The sequence below is a fragment of the Spirulina sp. CS-785/01 genome, assembly GCF_028330525.1.
Classification (GTDB): Bacteria; Cyanobacteriota; Cyanobacteriia; order Cyanobacteriales; family Spirulinaceae; genus JAQMSD01.
Window position 1 is genome coordinate 1 of record NZ_JAQMSD010000192.1, and the last position, 20,984, is coordinate 20,984.

General features: G+C 45.0%; 14 protein-coding genes and 2 pseudogenes. 11 read left to right on the forward strand and 5 right to left on the reverse strand.

Translation table 11 applies throughout. The features are described from left to right. Together PN462_RS12615 and PN462_RS12620 are read left to right on the forward strand one after the other, a co-directional pair. A pseudogene (locus PN462_RS12615) lies at positions 1-287 on the forward strand (Uma2 family endonuclease); the annotation flags it as partial. 26 nt (positions 288-313) lie between these two features. Continuing rightward, positions 314-994, forward strand: coding sequence for a hypothetical protein (locus tag PN462_RS12620; RefSeq protein ID WP_272128614.1), 681 nt, complete (start codon positions 314-316; stop codon positions 992-994). Between the two features lie 3 nt (positions 995-997). Here the strand turns inward: PN462_RS12620 and PN462_RS12625 are convergent, their stop codons facing one another. Both PN462_RS12625 and PN462_RS23545 read right to left on the reverse strand, forming a co-directional pair. Next, entirely contained in the window at positions 998-2,398 is a 1,401-nt protein-coding gene (locus tag PN462_RS12625; RefSeq protein WP_272128615.1) for a tetratricopeptide repeat protein, read from the reverse strand. Between the two features lie 130 nt (positions 2,399-2,528). Further along, a pseudogene (locus PN462_RS23545) lies at positions 2,529-2,681 on the reverse strand (AAA family ATPase); the annotation flags it as partial. 560 nt (positions 2,682-3,241) lie between these two features. On the opposite strand from PN462_RS23545, the gene hisIE reads away from it, so the two are divergent. Continuing rightward, the gene (hisIE, locus tag PN462_RS12630; protein WP_272128616.1) at positions 3,242-3,892 is read left to right on the forward strand and encodes a bifunctional phosphoribosyl-AMP cyclohydrolase/phosphoribosyl-ATP diphosphatase HisIE; all 651 of its coding nucleotides are present in this window, start codon (positions 3,242-3,244) and stop codon (positions 3,890-3,892) included. Positions 3,893-4,366: 474 nt separating this feature from the next. After that, positions 4,367-4,609, forward strand: coding sequence for a hypothetical protein (locus PN462_RS12635; protein WP_272128617.1), 243 nt, complete (start codon positions 4,367-4,369; stop codon positions 4,607-4,609). Between the two features lie 179 nt (positions 4,610-4,788). On the opposite strand, the gene alr is transcribed toward PN462_RS12635, so the two are convergent. Then, positions 4,789-5,952, reverse strand: coding sequence for an alanine racemase (gene alr / locus PN462_RS12640; RefSeq protein WP_272128618.1), 1,164 nt, complete (start codon positions 5,950-5,952; stop codon positions 4,789-4,791). 245 nt (positions 5,953-6,197) lie between these two features. On the opposite strand from alr, the gene PN462_RS12645 reads away from it, so the two are divergent. Both PN462_RS12645 and PN462_RS12650 read left to right on the forward strand, forming a co-directional pair. Further along, on the forward strand, positions 6,198-6,530 hold the full coding sequence (locus PN462_RS12645) for a type II toxin-antitoxin system RelE/ParE family toxin (RefSeq protein ID WP_272128619.1): 333 nt from the start codon (positions 6,198-6,200) through the stop codon (positions 6,528-6,530). 255 nt (positions 6,531-6,785) lie between these two features. Beyond that, positions 6,786-7,097, forward strand: coding sequence for a helix-turn-helix domain-containing protein (locus tag PN462_RS12650; protein WP_272128620.1), 312 nt, complete (start codon positions 6,786-6,788; stop codon positions 7,095-7,097). 318 nt (positions 7,098-7,415) lie between these two features. Here the strand turns inward: PN462_RS12650 and aspS are convergent, their stop codons facing one another. After that, entirely contained in the window at positions 7,416-9,203 is a 1,788-nt protein-coding gene (gene aspS / locus PN462_RS12655; protein WP_272128621.1) for an aspartate--tRNA ligase, read from the reverse strand. A 128-nt stretch (positions 9,204-9,331) separates the two neighbouring features. Here aspS and PN462_RS12660 point away from each other — a divergent pair, with 128 nt between their 5' ends. From PN462_RS12660 to PN462_RS12680, 5 genes are all read left to right on the forward strand, one after another. Continuing rightward, a complete protein-coding gene (locus PN462_RS12660) occupies positions 9,332-9,781 on the forward strand; it encodes a tellurite resistance TerB family protein (protein WP_272128622.1) in 450 nt (149 codons plus the stop codon). Between the two features lie 435 nt (positions 9,782-10,216). Next, positions 10,217-14,452: a PAS domain S-box protein gene (locus tag PN462_RS12665; protein WP_272128623.1), complete on the forward strand. Its 4,236-nt coding sequence runs from the start codon at positions 10,217-10,219 to the stop codon at positions 14,450-14,452. Positions 14,453-14,947: 495 nt separating this feature from the next. Then, positions 14,948-18,121, forward strand: a complete 3,174-nt coding sequence (locus PN462_RS12670; RefSeq protein WP_272128624.1) for a CBS domain-containing protein — start codon at positions 14,948-14,950, stop codon at positions 18,119-18,121. A 25-nt stretch (positions 18,122-18,146) separates the two neighbouring features. After that, on the forward strand, positions 18,147-18,635 hold the full coding sequence (locus PN462_RS12675; protein ID WP_272128625.1) for a hypothetical protein: 489 nt from the start codon (positions 18,147-18,149) through the stop codon (positions 18,633-18,635). A 146-nt stretch (positions 18,636-18,781) separates the two neighbouring features. After that, a complete protein-coding gene (locus PN462_RS12680; RefSeq protein WP_272128626.1) occupies positions 18,782-19,732 on the forward strand; it encodes an NAD(P)-dependent alcohol dehydrogenase in 951 nt (316 codons plus the stop codon). 127 nt (positions 19,733-19,859) lie between these two features. Here PN462_RS12680 and PN462_RS12685 read toward each other — a convergent pair whose 3' ends face one another. Next, the gene (locus tag PN462_RS12685) at positions 19,860-20,840 is read right to left on the reverse strand and encodes a glycosyltransferase family 2 protein (RefSeq protein WP_272128627.1); all 981 of its coding nucleotides are present in this window, start codon (positions 20,838-20,840) and stop codon (positions 19,860-19,862) included. Between the last annotated feature and the right edge of the window lie 144 nt (positions 20,841-20,984).

Sequence of the window (20,984 nt, forward strand, 5' to 3'; positions counted from 1 at the left end):
TGAGTCCTCGTTTAGGGATTCGTTTTGTGGTAGAAGCAGGAGAAATGGAAATTTATAAACCAAATGGAGAACGGTTTTTAAGTTTTGTGGAATTAAATCAGTTGAGAGAGGAAGAAAAACAACGTGCAGAGGAAGAAAAACAGCGTGCAGAGGAAGAAAAACAACGTGCAGAGGAAGAAAAACAACGTGCCGATCAGTTAAATGAAGAATTACAACAAGAGCGCGATCGCTATCAACAATTAAGAGAAAAACTTGCAGAACAAGGCATCGATCCAGATACAATATAATCAGTTCAGGTGAGGGAGAATAAACGGTGAACCTTGAATTAGAACAGGAAATTTTAGACTTACATAACCAAAAATTTACCCCCCGACAAATTGCCGTTTATTTGGGGTTGCGTGTCTTTGAAGTCATTGCAGTCATTCAAGATCATCAAAAACCCCCTAGTTTCTCCGAAAAAATAGACCTTCCCCCCATCGCTAAATGTTTAGTGAATAACAATTGTGCGAAACGGTTACTCGACAAAACCCTACCCGATGAGGAGGTTATGAGTTCATTAGGGTTAGTGTTGGTAGCCCGTTTCCAAGAGTATGATTATTATTCGATTTGTACTTATCTCATTGACTATTTGTGTCTTGGAGTGAAAGATACTATGGGACCGAGGGAGTTACATCACGAACAACTAGATGCGGTGATTGATCACTCCTATAAAGCCTTTCCAGATGGATATGTTAATATTACCCTAGAGGAGGCACAAGCGATTGTGTTGGGGTCGGTCAATTATGCTGCCAAATTAGGGTTTAAACCCCATGATAACTTTGAAGCAACTTATCCCTATTTAGGGAGATGGGAACAACAGTTATATCTGGAGTTTGGACTACAAGGAAAACCTTTTTATATTAATGGCCCCTATGATAATTTTCGACAAGTTCTTAAAACGCTAGAACGGAATGTAGGACGGGGTAATTTTGATTATATTTTAGGTGTGGGTTAAGTATTATTTTACCATAGATTGAAAGCGAGGATAGTTAGAAAAAGATTGAAAAACTGGTTCTGTCTGTGCTTGTTCTTTGATGTCTCCACTACTGTCTAAATCAATAGCTTGTTGTAGATATTCTAATGCAGATTCACTAAAATTTTGTTTGGCAAAGCAAATCGCTTTATGATACCAAACATAGGGATTATCGCCTTCAAGTGTAATGGCTTGATCAAACGCTAAAACCGCCTCTTTATAGCGTTTAAAATGGGTTAAAATTACCCCTTTTCGTAACCAAGCAAAACTATCTTGTAAGTTTAAATCAATCTTGCGTTCGTATAACTGTAAGGCTTGAGAATATTGTTTGCTTTGCTCTAAAGTGTAGGCTTTATCTTCTAAAATACTACTATTTTCTGGGTTTAATTCTAAGGCTTGATCCAAACAAGCTAATGCGTCTTCATATTGTTTTAACTTTCCGTGAACTACGCCTCTATTTTGCCAATATTCCGGGTTTTGGGGTTGCCATTGGGTTAGTTTTTTGTAGCCTTCTAGAGCTTTGTGATATTGTTGTAGATAGTGGTGGAGAAATGCGCGATCGCGCCATGCAGCTTGAAATTCCGGCTTAATTTCAATAGCCTGATCTAACGTAGCAATAGCCTTCTCATATTGTTGCCAGCGAATCAAATTATGAGCCTTCTGATATAACCCTCGCTCTTTACTACGAAAAAACCATAAAACCGCCAATAAAGCAACCACTAAAAGCGGTGTGCTAGACTGAAAATCTCGCAACCCTTGAAACGCCAATTGGGGTGGCACATTTAACTGTACACTAATCTCCGCACTCTTGAACCAAAAAAAGCGATTTACAGGCTCAACCGTCCAGAGAATGATAATTAACACCAAAAGCCCATAATTACTAAACTTTCGGCATTTTTGCTGCACTCCCAGAGGCAACCAAGGCTCAATAATGCCATAGCCATCAAGAGGAGGAATGGGGATTAAATTAATAAAAACAATATAAATATCCAGAAAAATCAGTAAAGCGAGACTATTCCAAAACCAATGATCTGGGGTACTGGGAGCAAAATTGAGCCAAAAAGGAGTCGCCAATAATACCGCCGCCAACCAACTCGCCACCGGCCCCGCAACAGACACCGCACTCTCCCAAAAACGACTCCGCAAGCGACTATGATCAATATAAACCGCCCCTCCTGGTAGGGCGATACCCCCAATAATCAAAAAGAAAAGCGGTAACATTAAACTCAATCCGGGATCGGTATATTTAAGAGGATTAAAGGTTAAATACCCCTTATCCTTAACCGAAGTATCTCCTCCCCAGTAGGCCACCAAAGCATGGCCAAATTCATGTAAACAGAGGGAAAACACCCATCCCAAACAAACTGTAACGGCAAGAAAAGCCATTGGGGTTATCCTGTATAGTGATTGCTGATGCTTATTGTATATTAAGAATCTAGGGAGTTTTTACGACACCTTTTTGGAATCTTGAGAACATTACAGAAAATCGACGTATCCACAATTGCCACAGCACGCATTAATTGGGTACTCCTCCCCCATTGAGAGATTCTAACCATTCCATAGCTTTTTGTTTCTTTGGTTCTGTTCCAGGATGCTGCGTCACAGAGCGTTCCAACAGTCCACGAGTCATCAAGTGGCCAACAGAACCTTGAGCAATCAATTCAGGATAAGGGTAGCCGATCGCGGATTACTTAAACTAACAAGATTTTGGCATCTCAGCGGCCAAGAGCTTATTTTTTCCCAGAAAAGGGCCATAATCTTTGCTTTAATGGGGGAGGGTAACTTACTCATCAAGGCTTTACCAGAAATTTTGGGTCTAAAGCCTCGCCCTTTCAGGGCGACTCTGCTATAATGGAGAAACTGGAGCGGTATTCAACCAGTTTAAAAACCGAGCCTCTAATCGAGGCAACTGAACCTTGAAAACTAGAGTTAGTGGGTTCTGTTCGGGAAGGCTCGGGCAGGTAAAAGCTCTAAGCAACAAGTACAGAGAACCAATTTTTTCGCGGATTCTCAGGTACGGTAGGGCATACCGAAACCTCCTCTGCAATGGGGAAAACGCCTAGGGAGATAAACCCCTCTGGTATTCATTGGCAACGATGGATAGTAAGGGTTGTCAACGAACTAGGAATCCAAAACCGTGAGGTCTGGAAAATCGCCGCTCTTTTAAGGCGGCGAGTATGTCAAAGTGGATTCACTGTTGGCTTCAATAGCGTTAATTGATCTCCCATTATGTCCTCATCTCCGATAATTCCCCTCAATCAAAGTATTCCCCTTGAGCAAATCCGGTTTAATGAACAAGGGTTAGTCCCTGCGATCGCGCAAGACTATTTAGACGGCACTGTGTTAATGTTAGCTTGGATGAACCGCGAATCTCTCCAGAAAACCCTCGACACGGGAGAAGCGTGGTACTGGAGTCGCTCCCGTCAAGAATTGTGGCATAAAGGGGCAACCTCGGGCCATCTCCAGAAGGTGAAATCCCTGCGTTACGACTGCGATAGTGATGCCATTCTCGTTACGATTGAGCAAGTGGGGGATATTGCTTGTCATACCGGGGAAAGAAGCTGTTTTCATCAAGTGGATGGGAGTAAGCAAAACCCCCCTGCGGATACCTTATCCGGGTTGTTTGAGGTAATCTGCGATCGCAAGAATAATCCCAACCCCGACTCCTACACCTGTAAACTCCTAGCAGGGGGAGACAACAAGATTCTCAAAAAAATTGGCGAGGAGGCCGCAGAAGTCGTAATGGCCTGCAAAGATGATAGCTCCGATGAGATTGCCGGAGAAGTCGCCGATCTGTTCTATCATACCCTAGTGGCATTAGCCCATCACAACGTTGATATTCGGGAGGTTTACCGCAAGTTAGAGGAAAGAAAGCGGTAATTTATTCTGGATTTTTACAGAAAAATCAGTCAAAAAGTCATCCGTTTCAAACGGATGGATAAATGACCACTTGAGCATCCTGAAACCCAACTCTAGATAGGGTTGGGATATTTTTTTGCCTTCTTGAGGGTGATCTGTATTCTTAGCTACAGTTTACATTAACTTTTGTAAAAAATACCTGATAATTTTTAGCAAAATTAAAACCCAAGTGACGCAGAAAGTTAGCGAAAATTCGGGGAAAACCTAGACTCGCTTGAGTTTCAGCGTTTTTTCATCCCTGAGACAGTGCTAATTTGTTGCAATAGGGAGAGAATTAGGAGAATTGCGCCAAATTTTGAAAGGTGTACTATAAGACAAGCAAGATAGAAAGCAAGGCAAAAGTTAAGCCAGTTAAGAGGAAAATCGCCTCATAAAAAAGACTGATAACTAAACCATTGCTGTTATCTTCCATTGAGTTTACTAAGGAGAAAAAGTATGGTTGCAACAGTTGAACGTTTATCCTCAGATCAAAATGTTCGACAGGCAAACTGTGCCGCTTGTTTGTCTTTAGATTGTGCTTTGAGTGGTAATGCAGAATCTCCGGTTACACTGTGTAATAGTTTCCGTGAAGCGAATTGTGCGCTTTGTGCAACAAGAGACTGTCCGATGAATGGCCAACTTAACTCTCCTGTGATGGCCTGTGGTAGTTTTGTTCCGTTTGGAGCTAAAGATTCATAACTTCATGTTAACTTAACTTAACTTCTCCAATCTAGACTTTATGCGAACAAAAGAGTCAGTTAATTAATCTCTGGCTTGGCTTTCTTTTCTCAAACCGTCACGAACGACACAGAAAAGAAAGCCAATTTTTGTTTAATTTTAGGCAGCAGGGTTGATTTGATGAAAATCACCCATGCCCTCTAACAGTAAACTCTCGGTAGGCGTTTCTTAAACCCACAGAGGATTTCCCAAGAAATTGAGCCGATAGTGTTGGCCCAGTCATCGGCGGTAATTTGTTGCTCTCCGTCTTGGCCTAATAACGTGACGATTTCTCCGGGTTGAAGATCAGGAATATTGCTAACATCTAACATTAACTGATCCATAGTAATTGCGCCAATTTGGGGGACTTTTTGACCTCGGATTAAAACCTGCATTTTTTGGGTTAATAAACGGGGGACTCCATCCGCGTAACCAATGCCGACCACTGCGATACGAGTTGCGCGATCGCATTGATACAAATGCCCATAACTTACCCCCGTATGCGGCGGAATGGTTTTAACTTGCGTCACCCTGGCCTTCACCTGCATCACAGGTTTTAACCGGACCGCTGGTTGTAACTGAGGAGAGGGATATAACCCATAAATGGCTAACCCAACACGGACTAAATGATAATGTAAACTGCGATCGCGCAAAGTCGCCGCAGAATTAGCAATATGCAGCATAGGAGGATAGAGGCCATGATCCTTTAATTGCGCCACTGCATCCTGAAACCGTCGCTGCTGCAAATACATAAACCCCCCATCCACATCATCCGCCGTCGCAAAATGGGAATACACACTCGCCAACTCCAAACCCGGTAACTGTTGGACAAACTGCACAAACGCCACCGCCTCCGTCCAAGGAGTCCCCAAACGAGACATCCCCGTGTCCAAATTCAAATGAACCGCCAACGAATGGCCCCGCTTCCCCAACGTCTCCGAAAAAATTAACGCCTGTTGGGGAGTACAAAGCGTCGGTTGTAACTCATATTTCGCCACCACCGCAATTTCCGACGGACTATTAATCGCCCCCAACACCAAAATCGGCGCATCTATCCCCGCATTCCGCAACTCAACCCCCTCTTGAGACGTTGCCACCGCAAACCAACAGGCCCCCGCCTCTAACACTGTTTTCGCCACCTGCGTCACCCCATGGCCATAAGCATCCGCCTTCACCACCGCCATCAGTTGCGTTTGTGGGGCTAAAATCTGCCGTAACTGTCTGACATTCTCCCGTAACGCTTGGAGATCGATTTCTACCCAAGCCCGTTGATACTCCGTTTGGGCAACATTGAGAAACTGTTGATTAGAATAACTCAGTACCATCTCACTCACACCGATACATAAAGATTCCTGTTTATTGTAAAGCGTGAGTTTCCGGTCAAATCGGGAAAATTTACAAATCAAATCCAATTGTTTATAGAACATTGACACTGCTATATAATGTTGATAACATTTAAGTTATCAAGGCTACTCAACAGTCTTGATGCCCGCACCTTGAAAACTTGAAGATGCTGCTAGGTTTTGCGTCATAATCTTGCCTACTCTGATTTGTAGTGTAATAAAAAATTATGACCCAAAATAATTACGCAATTAACACAGACTATGTTGAAGATTGGATGATTAAGGAGGTGGATAAAAAATCTCAAGCTGTCATCCTCCGGATACTTGAAACTTTTGAACAATTAGGACCACTAGATGCTAGGGAACAGCTTCCTAGAAGTAAAACTAAATTCTTGTGTGATGGAATTTTGGAAATCAGAGTTAAACAATATCGCATTGCTTACTTCTGGCATAATTCCACCTGTTATTTACTTCATGGTATCCGAAAAAAAAGGGATGACTGGCCAAAAAAAGATATTCAGCTTGCCAAAAAAAGAAAAAAGAATATCTACCAACCTTAGTTTTACATACTAAGGTTGGTAAAACTAAAAAAATTAACATAACTAACATAAACATTGTCTCTATATTATTAGAGTCTTATCCACAGTCTGAGTATCTTTTTCTCAAAATATAACTAGCTATACTATTTCAAGGTAGAGGGAAAATTAAAGAGTAGGATTTAAAGTTATGATTTAGACCTAGCAGCTTATTGTTTTTTACCTTAATCACTATTAAAATTTTAATTAGCTACAAAAAATATTACCGATAATTTAGTTATGAGTTTAGAATCTCTCAAAACAAAACTTCTCAGTGATCCAACTGTAAAAGAACATTACGAAGCAATTCAGCCAGAATTTGAGGCAGCTAAGGCCATTATTGCTATGCGACGTAAACTAGCACTTACTCAGCGTGAATTAGCTGAAAAAGCTGGAATTAAGCAACCCCAGCTTGCTCGTCTTGAAACGGGTAAACAATCTCCACGATTAGAAACGCTTGCGGAAATTGCAGCCAGTGTTGGATATGCAGTTGAAATTAAACTTGTACCTCTTGATTCCTCAGAAGACAACTCATTCAGTGAGCTAAAGTAAGTGAAATCCTCAGAGACAAGGGTTTTGTTGGGTTACGCTACGCTTCACCCAACCTACGGTTCTAGACTTTAACATAATGCTTGACAAAACATATCAAGTATGTATTTCAAGGAATAGGAGGGGGTTCAGAGGCCAAAAAGTATTCTAAAATACTTTTTTCGCCAATTCCTCAATTTTCTTCCCCATCTCCCCCATCCCCCCCATCTTCCCCATCCCCCCCATCAATCAAGGGTTTCACGAGTTCCTTATAAGGATTAGCATTGTAAGGGGTTAACCTCTAGTAGGCTATTTACTCGACTTTTTGGTAACGCACCAAAATTACTCCTCGTCCTCCTCCGCTAAAGAGGCAATTTTTAACTCCGCCAACTGCTTCGCATTCACCGAGGCCGGGGCATCGGTGAGTAAACAACTGGCCTGTTGGGTTTTCGGGAAGGCAATTACATTGCGGATGGAATCTTCTCCCGCTAATAACATCACAAAACGGTCTAACCCATAAGCAATTCCCCCGTGAGGCGGTGTGCCGTATTCAAAGGCATCGAGTAAAAAGCCAAACTGACGATAGGCTTCCTCTAGGGGTAAACCAATGGTGGCGAAGACTTTCTCTTGAATGTCCCGTTGATAAATCCGCAGACTGCCACCGCCGATTTCTACGCCGTTATAGACTAAATCATAGGCTTGCGCTCTGGCGTTGGCTAGGTCGTCGATATCTTCGGGATGGGGGGCCGTGAAGGGGTGGTGGATGGCTTCGAGGCGTTTTTCGTCGGCATTCCATTCAAACATGGGGAATTCTGTGATCCAGAGTAGATTAATTTGCTCTGGGTCAATTAATCCCATTTGGTGGCCAATGACTTGTCGCAGACGGTCGAGGGTTTTGTTTACTGTGTCTGTGTCTCCTGCACCAAATAATAATAATGTACCGGGTTGGGCTTGGGTAGCTTCTAGGAGTTGTTGTTTTTGCTCATCGGAGAGGTTGTCTTTGATGGCCCCGATGGTGTCAATTTCGCCGCCTTCCCGGACGCGGATGTAAGCAATGCCTTTGGCCCCAGCAATGGACGCTTCTTTGAATAAGTCCCCACCGGGTTTAATGCGGACATTGGAGATATTGTCACCGTCGGGAATGGGTAAGACTTTGACGATCCCCCCGCTTTTAACGGCCCCAGAGAAGACTTTAAAGCCGCAATCAGCAACGATCGCGGATACATCCACTAATTCTAACCCAAAGCGGGTGTCGGGGCGGTCTGTGCCGTATTTTTCCATGGCCTCGGCATAGGTGAGACGGGGGAATGGTCGGGGGAGGTCTTTGTTTTGGACAGTTTTGAACAGTTGACAAACGAGACGTTCATTTAAGTCGAGGATTTCATCCAGGGACAGGAAACTCATTTCCATGTCCAATTGGGTGAATTCCGGTTGACGGTCGGCCCGGAGGTCTTCATCGCGGAAGCATCGGGCGATTTGATAATAACGGTCGGCCCCGGAGACCATTAAGAGTTGTTTGAACAGTTGGGGGGATTGGGGGAGAGCGTACCATTCGCCGGGGTTGACGCGAGAGGGGACGAGGTAATCCCGGGCCCCTTCGGGGGTGGACCGGGTGAGGATGGGGGTTTCGACTTCGAGGAAGTTTTCTTGATCTTCGAGGAAGCGACGGATGGTTTTAATGACTTGGTGACGGAGGGACAAGTTTTTCCGCATCCGTTCCCGTCGTAGGTCTAGGTAACGGTATTGGAGACGGAGTTCTTCTTTGACTTGTTCGGTGTCGGTGACGGAGACTTGGAAGGGGAGTTGTTTGCGGACTCCGTTGAGGATGGTAATTTGTTGGGCGTAGATTTCGATTTCTCCGGTGGGGAGTTTGGGGTTGAGGGAGTCTTCGGGCCGTTGGCTGACTCGTCCGGTGATTTGTACGACGTATTCGTTGCGGAGACTGTCGGCATCGGGGTAGGATTCGGGGGTGCGTTCCGGGTCACTGACTATCTGCACAATCCCGGTGCGATCGCGCAAATCAATAAAGACGACTCCTCCATGATCTCGACGACGGTCCACCCAACCGCAAAGGGTGACAGTTTCATCAATATGAGAGGCTCGCAGGGACGCGCAGTAGTGAGTTCGCATAGCTAATATGGTTATAAGTTAGACGTTTAGGGACTCTCTATAGTAACAGAACTTCATACTTGACCCATTATCCAATAATCTCAGCCAAGATAGAGCAATAACCTTTAAAGATTGGGAGGAAAATCAAAATGGGTTTATTTGATCGGTTTCGGGAGTCTGGGACAGTAGAGCAACAGGTGACGCTGGGCCCAGCAGAAGGGTTTGCGGGAGTGATGTTGCTGGTGGTTGCTGCCGATGGCTATTTGGCGGAGGATGAGCTTAATTTGCTTAGTGTGACTTTGGGCCGAATGCGGTTGTTTCGCAGTTATTCGGGGGATGTGATGCGGCGAATGTTTGACAATCTCGGTGGGATTTTGCGTCGTCAGGGGTCTGATGCGTTGTTTAATGCTGCGATCGCAACCCTACCCCATGATCTCTACGATACCACCTTTGCGGTAGCGACTGATTTGGTTTTGGCCGATGGCCAAGTTTCGACCGAGGAGGAGGAGTTATTAGGCAGTCTGGCCCGAGCCTTAAATCTTCCCCAAGATACGATTAATAGTATTATTCAGACGATGATTATCAAAAATAAGGGGTAATGTAAGCATTTAGCTATCAGCTTTGACTCCATCCGCTTAACACTAATACTCCGTTGGCGAAGCCTCTCAAAAGCGAAAGTCCCCGTTAATCAAACGCGAATTCTCCTCTGGTTTCCCCCTTAAAAAGGGGGATACACGGGGGGCTGTCTAGTCAACCTGAATATTTACCTTTTCAGCTTACTTTATGTGTTTAAATAAAAGCAGCTTATTTAATCCTTATTGTAACCGGGTTGCTCTCTTAACCCGTTTTGAACGGGTTTAAGCTCTTAGCCTTGGGTTTCAACCCAAGGAATATTTTCTTCTGCCTTCTGCCTCCTGCCTTCAGATACTGGTGACTGAAAGAAATCTTGGCCTAAGCCTATTTTTCCCCCATACCATCCCCACCTAGCCTCAATTTTTGTCACAATAAGAAAACAGAGCAGGTTATAAGCTAAGATGCCAGTTTCTACTAATTCTTTATCCTCCGTTGGAGTCGATGAGGTAATGATTGATGATCCCCTCATCGTCAGTCCTGAAACTCCAGTTAAAACGGCAATTACGCTTTTAAATGATGCGGAAACGCTCTCAGTTCGGGAGAAAACCCCCCATTCTGCCTTGGAACGACTGAAAAGCGAAGGTCGGGCCAGTTGTCTGTTAGTGGTAAAAAATCAGCAATGTATTGGCCTGCTCACCCAAAAAGACCTTCTCCAGCTTACCCTATCCGATGCTCTAGATACTCTAGTCTTGTGGGATGTAATGATCCCCTCTCCTGTCACCCTCTCCACGTCAAAGGTGAGAGATATGAACACCGTGCAAGACTGTTTGCAACGGTATGATATTGACCATTTACCCCTCATTGATGAACAAAACCACTTAGTCGGTCTCTTAACTTACAATATCGTCGAATACGCACTTTTAGCTGAACAGAATGCAACCTTAGACCAACAAGTTCACACCTTAACCGCAACGTCTCACCTCCAGCAGAGTTGTCAAGACTTGGAAAACCTCTTTGATCTGTCCAGTGATCTCATTCAGATGGTTTCCCTAGAGGATGGACAGTTTTTATATGTGAATCAAACGTGGCAAAATACCCTAGGGTACTCTACTGAAGAACTTGCGAACCTTACCCTGTTTGAAATTATTGCTCCCCACTCCCAAAAATTTGTGCATCCGCTCTGGGAAGCACTGCAACAGGGAGAAACCCAAGATATCACTCAGTTTACCCTCACAGTGGTGACAAAAATGGGGGAAACCTTTTTTCTAGAAGGGAGTCTCCAACTTAGCCCCCATTCTACGCCCTCTCCGGCTGTCCAGATGATTTTTCGCAATGTGACGGCCCAACGACAAGCAGAAGAAACTTTACAACAGCAAACGGAAATTTTGCGTATCTTTTACGACTCCTCCCCGTTAATGATGGGAGTGGTGGAGTTGTCGGAGGGAGATATGCGTATAGTGTCCCATAACCAGACAACAGCACTCTTTTTTAACTGTACGTCCCAGGAACTGACGGGAAAATGGATGAGTGAACTGGACCCGGATGCGGAAAGACGACAACTCTGGTATGACCATTATTCTCACAGTTCGCAGACTAGAGAACCTTGCACCTTTGAATACGAACATCAGACGGACACCGAGAGTTATTGGTTATTAGTACGGGTGGCCTTTTTGGGGTGGTCTGAGCAACAACGGCCCCAATGTTCCTATATTGTCCAGGATATCAGCGAACAGCAAGCCGCGCTACGCGATCGCAAGCAAGCTCAAGCCAACCAACTGACAATGGAACAAGTGGACCGGGAATTACAACTCCTCGAAAATATTCTCGAAGTCGTCCTCGGTGGATATTGGGATTGGAATATTCCCAACAATCAAGAATATTTGAGTCCAGGGTTTAAGCGCATTTTGGGGTATGAAGACCACGAATTAACCAATTCTCCCGAAACTTGGCAAACCCTGATCTTTCCCGAAGACTTAACCAAAGTCCTGCAAACCTTCGACAGCCATATTCAGAGTCAGGGGCAAGAACCGTTTTATAATGAAGTGAGATATCGCCATAAAGACGGCTCAACGGTCTGGGTGATCTGTTATGGTCAAGTGATTGAATGGGACTCCCAAGGCAACCCCCTACGGATGATTGGATGCCATATTGATATTAGCGATCGCAAGCAAGCCACAAAACAAATTAACCGTCAACTGGAAATCCTCGAAACCGCCATTGATGGCATTGCCATTGTACAAGATGGCATTTTTCAATATATTAATCGCTCTCATCTCGAAATGTTCGGCTATGACTCCCAAGCCGACTTATTAGGACAACCTTGGCATCAGTTATATTCCCAGGCCGAACGAGAACGCTTTGAGCAAGAAATCTTCCCTCTCCTCGACCAAACGGGGAATTGGCGGGGAGAAGCCTTGGCCACTCGTAAAGATGGCAGTACCTTCTATCAAGAAATTGCCCTGAGTCGCAATGAAAGCGGAGACTTAATTTGTGTATGTCGGGATATTAGCGAACGGCAACAAGTAGAACAAGAACTAAAAAACGCCAAAGATCAGCTAGAACTCGTCTTACAAGCCTCCTCTGAGGGATTCTGGGATTGGGACTTCATCACCGGAGAAATTTACTTTTCCCCCCAATGGAAAGCCATGTTGGGGTATGAAGACCATGAATTAGAGAATAGCTTCGAGATGTGGGAAAGCCTCATATTTGAGGAGGACTATCAAGAAGCCTTACAACTGGTGGAACGCTACAACCAGGGGAAAATTAAGCAATTTATGACGACTCAGCGTTTCCACCACAGAGAAGGCTTTACCGTGTATGTCCTCTCGAAAGCTATTCATCTCAAGGATGACCAAGGCCAAGTCGTACGGATGGTGGGGAGTCATCTCGATATTACGGAACAAAAACGCCAAGAACAGGCATTACAACAAAGTGAGGAACAGTACCGCACGATTATTGAAACCACTTTAGAAGGGGTGTGGATGGTGGATGCAAACGGCATTACCACCTTTGTTAACCAGCGTATGGCTTCTATGTTGGGTTATACGGTGTTAGAAATGTTGGGGATGAGGTTTTATGAATATATCGACAGTGAAGACGAGATTAATTTACCCCTCGATTTACAACGACAGCAAGGGGATGCCACTCAAAAGCCATTCCAATTGCGACGGAAGGATAATACCTCGGTTTGGGCGTTAATCTCCATTACCCCGTTAACGACTCCCGATGGTCAGTATAACGGTTGCGTGGGACTTCTGAGTGATGTTACCCAAATGGTGGCCATTCAGAACGCATTAAAAACCTCGGAGATGCAGTTAAGTGGCATTTTGAATAGTTCCCTAGATGGAATTATGGCTTTTCGGTCCGTGCGAGACGCAGAGGGGAAAATTATCGATTTTGAATGGTTATTGAGTAACCCCACGGCCTGTAAAATGGTGAACCGGACTCCAGACCAGTTAATTGGCCGTCGCTTGTTAGAAGAAATGCCTGGCAACCGGGCCGAAGGGTTGTTTGATATGTATGTGCAGGTGGTGGAACGGGGAACTCCCCAGAAACGGGAGTTTTATTACAACTATGATGGGATTGATTGTTGGTTTGAAAATATTGCGGTGCAGTTGGGGGATGGCTTTGCGGTGACGTTCCGGGATATTACCAATATTAAACAGTCCGAGAGAGCCTTACAAGAGGCGAATCATCAGTTAGAGGTGGGCATTCGGGACTTGAAACAACGGAATGAGGAAATGTCGATTCTCAGCGAGATTAGTGATTTTCTCCAAGCCTGTTTGACGGTGGAAGAAGCCTGTAGCGCGATCGCGCATTTAGTTGAACCCCTGTTTCCGAACTGTTCGGGGGGGATTTTTATTACTCACTCCTCTCGGAATTTGGTGGAAAATATTGCTAGTTGGGGAACAGAATCCCCTGAAATTACCACTTTTGAACCGTCTGACTGTTGGGGGTTACGTCGCGGACGAGTCTATCAGGCCAAGGCGAAACATCCCAATCTCCATTGTAAACATACTCCTGTCTCTGTCCATACCCTCTGTGTCCCCATGATTGCTCAGGGGGAAACCTTGGGGTTATTTCATTTAAGTGCTGCATCGGGTTATGAGTTTTCGGCGGCCACACAACAATTGGCCCAGACGGTGGCGGAGCAAATGGGGTTAGCCATTGCCAACCTCAACCTCCGGGAAACCCTCCGCAACCAAAGCATCCGCGACGCTTTAACGGGGTTATTTAATCGCCGTTATTTGGAGGAATATCTCACTCAGGAGTTATTCCGAGCGCAACGACAAGATTACGCCCTGGGGGTGATTATGATTGATGTGGACCACTTTAAACGCTTAAATGACACCTATGGCCATGAGGCCGGGGATTATGTCCTAGAGTCGGTGGCAAACCTGTTAAAAGCGAATGTACGGGGGTCTGATGTGGCTTGTCGCTATGGGGGGGAGGAATTAACGGCTTTATTACCGGAAGCCTCTTTGGAGATTACGGTCCAACGGGCTGAAGATATCCGTCAGGCCCTCAATCAATTGGTTATGAATTATCAAGGGAAGCCTTTAAAGGTGACGGCTTCTTTCGGGGTGGCATCTTTTCCCCAACATGGAGCAACGGGTCACGCTATCCTACAAGCAGCAGATGCGGCGTTATATCGCGCTAAGGCGGCAGGACGGGATCAGGTTATGGTTGCTCCTTAATTCATTAAGCTAAGACGCATTTAAACTATATTGCCAAGTGCTATATGTCTATTAGCAACTAAAAACGCTTCCCTACCACATAATGTGAAAATTGTCAAATCGCGGGACGGACTGGGGGGCTAAAAATGTGCATCGAGTCCCTTCAAAATGAGCGAATTTGGGGAGAGATTAACGGAGAAATGGGGAATTGAGGTGGGTTGGGGGGCAATTAGACATAAATCGCCTTTGGATTTTAATTTTTTGTCAAGGGGCCTTTATTGTACCAAACGGCGCAAATTCGTTCCTCGGATCAGGACTTTTTTTTGGTTAATTTTTGTAAACTTGCGGTTTTAAGACAAAAAATAAATTCTTGTATCTAAATAGATAACTGTAAGTTATAGATAATTAAGCCCCCTCTTTAGGTCTTATTACCGATTGTGAATCATTCCAGAAACGATGGACAACTGTACAATAATATGTACAGTTGCCAATACTTATTTATCCCCCTCTTGTTGAATGGCTTTTCATGCCCCTAACCCTGAACTCCAAGTGGCGATCGTTCGTGACCCGTTGCAAGTTGCTCCAACGGCAACGGTGTTAGAAGCGATCGCGCAAATGAGTGGCCTACAAACTGCCTGTGCTACGACTCCTAGACCCCCAGACTATCATCAAGAAGTCCTACAAATTGCAGCGCGTTCCAGTTGCGTTTTAGTAGTGGAGAATCAGCAATGTTTGGGGATTCTCACCGAGCGCGATATGGTAAAACTCAGTCTCTCCTCCCAACCCCTAGACACCCTAACTGTACAAACGGTGATGACTCCCACCCCTATTACCTTACGGGAGTCTGACTTTACTGATCTTTTTTCGGCACTTAGTTTATTACAACAACACAACTTTCGCCATTTGCCCATTGTAGATGAGCAAGGCCACATAGTTGGGTTAGTGACTCAGGAAAGTTTGCGCTATGCAGTGCGTCCGGTGGAATTACTGCGGTTACGCACCGTGGCCGAAGTAATGGTCACCAAGGTGGTGTGTGGGAGTCCAGAAGACTCTCTGCGGTCGTTGTCCCAATTAATGGCTGACTATCAGATTAGTTGTATTATTCTCACTGAACCCAAAACCGATGGACAATTACACCCCGTTGGCATCATTACAGAACGGGATATTGTTCAATTTCACGCTTTAAACCTCAATCTTGACCGTTATTCAGCCCAAACGGTTATGAGTACCCCCGTGTTTACCGTTTCCCCCATGGAAACCCTCTGGACGGTGAAACAGAGGATGGAACAGCATTTCCTCAGTCGGATAGTGGTGACAGGACAAGAGGGAGAGTTAGTGGGGTTAGTGACCCAAAGTGATTTATTACGCTTGCTGAACCCCCTAGAACTGTATAAGTTAATGGAGGTCTTAGAACAAAAAGTTTGTCAGTTAGAACAGGAAAAAATTCATCTCCTCGAAGAACACACCCTCACTTTAGAAGAGAAAGTCCAAGCGCGAACTGCGTCTTTAGAAAAACAAGCGCGATGGGGGAAATTACTGGCGACTATTAGTGACCAAATTCGCAGTTCTCTCGATGTAGAAGAAATTTTGGACAGGACGGTTCAGGAAGTACGGTCGATTTTGACTTGCGATCGCGCCATTATTTATCAGTTATACGCCGATTTTAGTGGCATTGTGGTGGCCGAGTCCACCGTTCACCCCGAAGAATCTGTCCTACACAGCAAAGTCGATGATCCCTGTGTCTCCCCGGAATGGGTTGAACCCTACCGTCAAGGGAAACTCCGCATTGTCAATGATGTCTATGGGGAGGCCATGACGCTTTGTCACCAAGAAATGTTGTTAGCATTTGGCATTCGGGCTAAATTAATGGTCCCCATTGTCATTCAAAATCAACTCTGGGGGTTAATGATTGTCAGTTATCGGGAAAACCCTCACCCTTGGGCCGAAGATGAAGTGGAGTTAGTACGACAACTGGGGGTTCAAGTTTCTGTGGCCATTCAACAAGCACAGACCTATCAACAAGTCCAAATTGAACTCCAAGAACGTCAACAGGCCGAACGGGCCTTACAAGACCTGAACCAGTCCTTAGAAGAACGGGTAAGAGAACGAACCCAGGCCCTTGACCAACGGGATAGCGAACTGCAACGAGTTTCCCAACGGTTAGAAGTGGCCGTCCATGCTGCTGAATTGGGGATTTGGGAATGGGAAATTGGCAGCGATCGCATTTATTGGAATGACCGAATGTATGATCTCTACGGGGTGAGTCGAGAGCAGAAGGAAGTGTATTATGAAACGTGGAAAAATTGCCTCCATCCCCAGGACAGTCAAAGCTGCCAAGAGTCCATTGAAGCAGCGTTAGCTGGACAAGAAAACTTTGGGGGAGAATTCCGGGTGGTTCATCCCGATGGGACGATTCGGGTGTTACAAGCATTTTCTCTGATCCAACGGGATGATCAAGGCCAACCTCAACGGATGATCGGAGTGAATGTTGATATTAGCGATCACAAGGCCGCAGAAATTGAGTTACAACAGACGAATCAAAAACTCATCCGGGCCACCCAACTCAAAGACGAGTTTCTCGCTAGCATGAGTCACGAACTGCGCACCCCCCTTAACGCTATCCTCGGTATGACGGAAGGGTTACAAGAGGAGATTTTTGGGAAATTAAATCAAAAACAGTGCAAGGCACTCCAAACCGTTGAACGCAGTGGGACACACCTTTTAGAATTAATCAATGATATTCTTGATCTCTCGAAAATTGAAGCGGGAGAATTTAGCCTAGAGTTAAAACCCACTGATCCCAATATTCTTTGTGTTTCTAGTATTGAGTTTGTCCAACGACAGGCCCAGAAAAAACAATTGCAACTCCAAGTGGATGTGTCCCCCAACCTACCGCAACTGGTGGTAGATGAACGACGCATCCGCCAAGTCCTCATTAATTTACTCAATAATGCCGTTAAATTCACCCCAGAAGGGGGAGAAGTGACCTTAGAGGTGCGTTTACTCTCGTCGGCCTTTGTCCGTTTTATGATACAGGATACCGGGATAGGCATTGCACCCGAACACCAAAGAAAACTCTTTCAACCCTTTGTGCAAATTGACAGTGCCTTAAATCGTCAATATGCAGGGACAGGGTTAGGATTATCTTTAGTGAAACGAGTGGTGGAACTCCATGGGGGGACCGTGGGGGTGAGTAGTGAAGTGGGGGTGGGGAGTCAATTTGCGTTTGAATTACCCTATGAACCCCCACACTATGATGGGACTCAGGGGAGAGAGTCTTTTGATGAGGACGAGGTAATGGCCGTGGGTGAGGAGTTACCGCTTATTTTACTGGCGGAAGATAATCCTAATAATGTGTTTACGATTACCAGTTATTTAGAGGCTAAGGGATACCGTTTAATGGTGGCTGGAGATGGTCAAGAAGCGTTAGAATATGCGCGATCGTATCATCCCCAACTCATTTTAATGGATATCCAAATGCCAGGGATGGACGGTTTAACGGCCATTGCCACTCTCCGCAATGATCCAATGTTCCAAGAGTTACCCATTATCGCATTAACCGCATTAGCCATGGATGGCGATCGGGAACAATGTCTAGAAGCAGGTGCAAGTGCCTATCTTAGCAAACCCGTTAAACTGAAACAACTGGCCAAGATGATGCAAGGGTTTTTAAACCGTTTTGATAGTTGATAATGGATAATTAATCTAAAAAATCATGCCTCATGTCCCCTTCCAAGAAACCGGAACTTATCCTTGTCCCGTCTGTCACTGCGGAGACATTCAGAGTTTATCCCTCATGGAAGCGATGAGTTGTTCCGTTTGTCAGCATATTTTTACCCCCCAATTTGAGGAACAATCCCTCAAACTAGCAGATAGTCAAGTAGGACTCCAATGGTATTGGAATGGCAAACGCTGGCAAGGAAAACCCTCCCACGTTTTAGCGATAAACTGGCAATATGGGGTAGCTGCGATCGCCTTTGTCACCTTACCTACCCTGATTATGGGAGTCTCTGCTTATCTCTTTCCTCCCCTCCCCGGTACAGCATTCCCATGGTTTCCCCTCGCGTGGACTGGGTTAACTTTTATTTCCCATGTCGGGTGTTTACTATATCTTGCCAGTGAATATTATCAATTTCCCCTAGGTTTGTATGTAAAAACCGTTGGACGAAGAATGCTAGGCAGAGTCCAAGTCAGTAATCAGTAATTAAGTGAGATAAGCCTTGCATCGTGAGGTTTTCCAGCATTGGCTATACTCAAATGTATCCCCATAATGCTATAACTGCCCTCTGCCTTTAAAACCCTTCTGCCTTCTGCCTTCTGCCTTCTGCCTTTTATACCCTATTCCCAACAATGAAAGCAATTACAATCTCCCAATATGGTTCACCGGACGTATTAGACTACGGAGAAGTTGAGAAACCGCAAGTAACAGAAAATGAACTGTTAGTGCGGGTTAAAGGTAGTAGTGTGAACCCTATTGATTGGAAAATCCGCGAAGGACAACTCAAAATCCTCACTGGGTCTAAATTTCCCCTCTATTTAGGGTTAGACTTATCGGGAGTTGTGGAAGCAGTGGGCGAAAAGGTCACTCGCTTTCAACCTGGCGATGAAGTTTATGCCAGTTTAACCGTAAATCCCAAACAAAAGGGGACTTACGGGGAATATACCACTATTGCCGAGTCTCTAGTTGCCCCCAAACCCAGTCCCCTCAGTTATACTGAAGCGGCCACCGTGCCTCTCGCTGCCTTAACCGCGTTACAGGGGTTAAAAGATAAGGGAAAGGTACAAGAGGGGCAACGGGTGTTAATTAACGGCGCATCGGGCGGTGTGGGCAGTTTTGCGGTACAAATTGCCAAGGCGTTAGGGGCCCAAGTTACGGGGGTGTGTAGTACGCGCAATTTGGACACAGTGAAGTCTCTGGGGGCGGATCAGGTGATCGATTATACTACCACCAATTTTTGGCAAGGATCACAACGCTATGATTGTGTGTTTGATGCGGTGGCGATGACTTCGTTTTGGCGATGTTGGCGGGTTTTAACCCCTCAAGGGCATTATGTGACGACGTTACCCATGCCGGATAGTTTGATTTTAGGCGCGATCGCTCAATTCCTCCCCTTCCAAAAAGCCGAAATTATCTTTTATCAGGCCAACGGTCAAGATTTAGATATCCTTAAAGGTTGGATTGAAAAAGGTCAAATTCGCCCCCTCATTGACCGCACCTATCCCCTCTCAGAAATCGCCGCAGCCCACCGCCACAGCGAGTCCGGCCACACCGTCGGTAAAATTGCTCTCACGGTAGAATAGGGGTTGTTATTTGTTGTTTGTTGTTGGTTATTTGTTATTTATTCTCCCCCATCTCCCCCATCTCCCCCATCTCCGTGTCCTTTGTGGTTCAACTATCAATTACCAACTACCGATTACCCATTACCAATTATCCCTTAACCCAACTCCCCAACATCATTTTCAGCCACAGCAAAAAACTCCCCAAAGCGTGCCACTTATACGGCAATAACCGCAACATAAACAACTCATGAATAATAGCATATTTATATTTCTTTTCTAACGCAAACTGACAACTATACCCCTCACACGCTCGTCCTAAATAATAATAAATACTCTTATAAAATTCTTCCCGCTTATCGGTAGTTGGAAAATAATTTTCAATAATTTTTATCCCCTTCAAAACATCCTTAATAGTATCCGCCTTTAATGTAGCTAACTTTGTCCCCGACTGAGAGTGAACCCGATATAAACAATAGGGTTTATTCACCCATCCCACCTGGCCATAAGTCGCAACTCTGACCCACATTTCCCAATCCATCGCATGAATTAAATTACGATTAAATCCCCCTAACGTTTCATAACTTTTCCGCGCAACAACCACCGCAGGACAAGTTAACAAACTCATCCCAGAAAGCACCTGTTGTGCATTCTTCACCACCCCTTCACCATTCTCTAAATACGGCGAAATATTTAACCAGTTTTCTTGCTCATCCACAATAACGGCTTGGCCAACTACCATCCCAGTTTCAGTTTGTTCAATGACCTGCTGATAGGCTTTATAAAATCCCGGTAATACGATATCATCATCATGGAGGATATGAACCCAATATCCCTTTGCTCGTTGTACGCAAGTTGTCCAATTTTCAGCCATTCCCACATTGTAGGGTTGTCGATAACAAGACACTCGCTCTCCTGCTATTTCTCGGACTAAGGCCGCAATATCTGACAGGGTTGAGGCATTATCAATAACCTCAATTTGCATCTGCTCCGGAGGAATATTTTGCGCTAAAACACTTTCTAGGGTACGTTTAAGATAGTCCACTCGGTTATAAGCAGGAATCATTACAGACCAAAATGGTCTATGACTTTCCTCGCTAAGGGGTTCTATGGGTAAAACCGCATTTTTCATATCGTAACTATTCAGGGGGGGAATAGTGTAAACTGAGAGACATGGAAGAGAAGATCACGATAGGAGGGATAAAAATACCCAGCAAAGACTGGGAACAGACTCCTGTGAGCGTGAAAGAACTCATCAGACACCTAGAACAGAGAA